Genomic DNA, 1,983 nt, shown 5'->3' on the forward strand with positions numbered 1-1,983 from the left:
ACCACTTAAGAAATTAGCTTATGTGTCCAACCACTGGGGTCCACTTCTCTTGTTTTCTGTGTATCACATCAATAGAGCACTCAATGACTATGAAAAGGCAACTGAGAAAAAATCTTTATAACAAATTGTTCAAGAGTGATTCGGCACGCGTGGCATTTTTACTATGCGTCGGTTTTAGTGGTTAAGGTGGTATGCGGAGGCTTCGGTATTGCGTGCCTCACACCTTAACAAGGCGTTAGAGCGCAGGAGAAAAAATAATGAATATGACGGACATAATTGAGTACATGTCATATCTTATCGCCGGCATTATTATCGCTCCCTTCGGCTTTATGTTATTTAAAGAATTCATCGGTAAAGATCGCAAGACGGTCACAGATGAAATCAAATCTACGGTAGGGGACGAATCGAGAAAGTTCTTGGGCGGTAGATATGGTGATGCAGTTGTAGGTCAGTTTGTCGAGTTTAAACTGATAATAGCGATAGGTTTGCCAGTAGTTCTATTTCTAGGGATCTCTGCTTTGGTAAATTCTCTTTTGAAAGTTCTGTTCAACCTGTGAGTTGCGCTCTAACAAACTGTTCAAGAGGGATTCGCAACGCGTGGCATTTTCACTATGCCCTTAACAGGGCGTTATATTTGTATTGAAATCCTGCACTTATTTGTCTGTTCGTGATCAACTACTCATACTTAATTTTCGATTTTATGGTACTACATTCATCTTCGTTTTGATTCGATCAAGGAGTACGAATATGAATGAATGGACATTTGAGTTTGAAGACTACGAATACAAGATCAATCCTCGTTCGATTGAGTTTGTGGGTGAATTAGATGGAGATCGATACGTTTTTCGGGTGTTAGCTAGTACGCTGAATGACTACTTTGAAACCGATGATGATAGAGAGTCAGCGATAAACAATTATTTAGAAAACATGGATAATATTCATAGTGCAGCTGAAAGTGTGGCATCAGAATATGATCCAAATGACGAAATTCCAAACTACTATCTTGACGAGGAAGACCTAGCAGAGTTTTGTTAATGGCACTGTAGGTTAAACCTATGTTCGTCGAGAACTACAAATATAACAAAGCGTTTAAGACAGATTCCCAACGCATGGCATTTTTCATTCCATCGTTGGGTTTTGTGTTTACGGTTCATTGGTTTAGGTTAGGTGGTCGCGTTGCTCACTACTTAACGCGGCGTTATATTTCTCATTGGCAGTATGTGGTACCATAACCATTTTTGATGGGAATTTTCTAATATGAGTGAGCATACTACGATTATCGTAAAGTGGAGAGGTCCATACAGTTACGATGACATCATTGAAGAACCTGAGTTAGAAAACGGTCTTTATTTAGCGACTGGCAAATTGAAGTATGAAAGAGAATCTATAATTCAATATTGTGGTATTACTGAGGGTAGTTACGCTACAAGGTTTAAGTCACACCACAAAATCCATGATATTACTCGTGAACAAGAATTCTGGTTAGGCGAAGTTACCTACCCTGATGATGCAAGTCGTTACTTTATGGAAATGGCAGAGTCAATAATCATCTACTTTTGGCAACCAACGTTGAACGAGAAAAAAAGATTATCTTTACCAAAGCCAATAACACTTGTTAATCAATGGTATAAGAAAAACGATGAGCCTCGCTATCGTCAACACTCTTTGCTCAAGGACCTAAATGACGTTCTATCATGGGATGGTGATATTTGGCGAACAGGTAATCTTTCAGTGTATCACGACTGAAATATAACAAAGCATTTAAGAGTGATTCTCAACGCTTGGCATTTTTCATTCCATCATTGAGTTCAGTGTATAAGGTGGTAAGGTTAAGTTGCGTGGTCGCGTTGTTCACACCTTAATGCGGCGTTATGCTTTTTCTCAAACTTGTAAGTATGGGGACTTTACGTATTCAGTGAATATCACTAAGTATCATTTACTAAAAATGAGGCTTTTATCCCTTAATAGACGCTAACTTTTCTG

The 1,983-nt window shown here is 38.7% G+C and carries 3 protein-coding genes; all 3 read left to right on the forward strand.

Annotated features, from left to right (window positions below):
- Positions 1 to 257 precede the first annotated feature (257 nt).
- The 3 genes from AACR11_RS17345 (at position 258) to AACR11_RS17355 (ending at position 1,746) form a co-directional block, all read left to right on the forward strand.
- Complete coding sequence (locus AACR11_RS17345) at positions 258 to 557, forward strand: hypothetical protein (RefSeq protein WP_029790608.1); 300 nt, start codon at positions 258 to 260, stop codon at positions 555 to 557.
- A gap of 190 nt (positions 558 to 747) precedes the next feature.
- Positions 748 to 1,035, forward strand: coding sequence for a hypothetical protein (locus AACR11_RS17350; RefSeq protein WP_017817947.1), 288 nt, complete (start codon positions 748 to 750; stop codon positions 1,033 to 1,035).
- A gap of 222 nt (positions 1,036 to 1,257) precedes the next feature.
- The gene (locus tag AACR11_RS17355; RefSeq protein WP_029790607.1) at positions 1,258 to 1,746 is read left to right on the forward strand and encodes a hypothetical protein; all 489 of its coding nucleotides are present in this window, start codon (positions 1,258 to 1,260) and stop codon (positions 1,744 to 1,746) included.
- Positions 1,747 to 1,983 lie beyond the last annotated feature (237 nt).

The sequence above is a fragment of the Vibrio sp. L85 genome, from assembly GCF_963871815.1.
Classification (GTDB): Bacteria; Pseudomonadota; Gammaproteobacteria; order Enterobacterales; family Vibrionaceae; genus Vibrio; species Vibrio harveyi.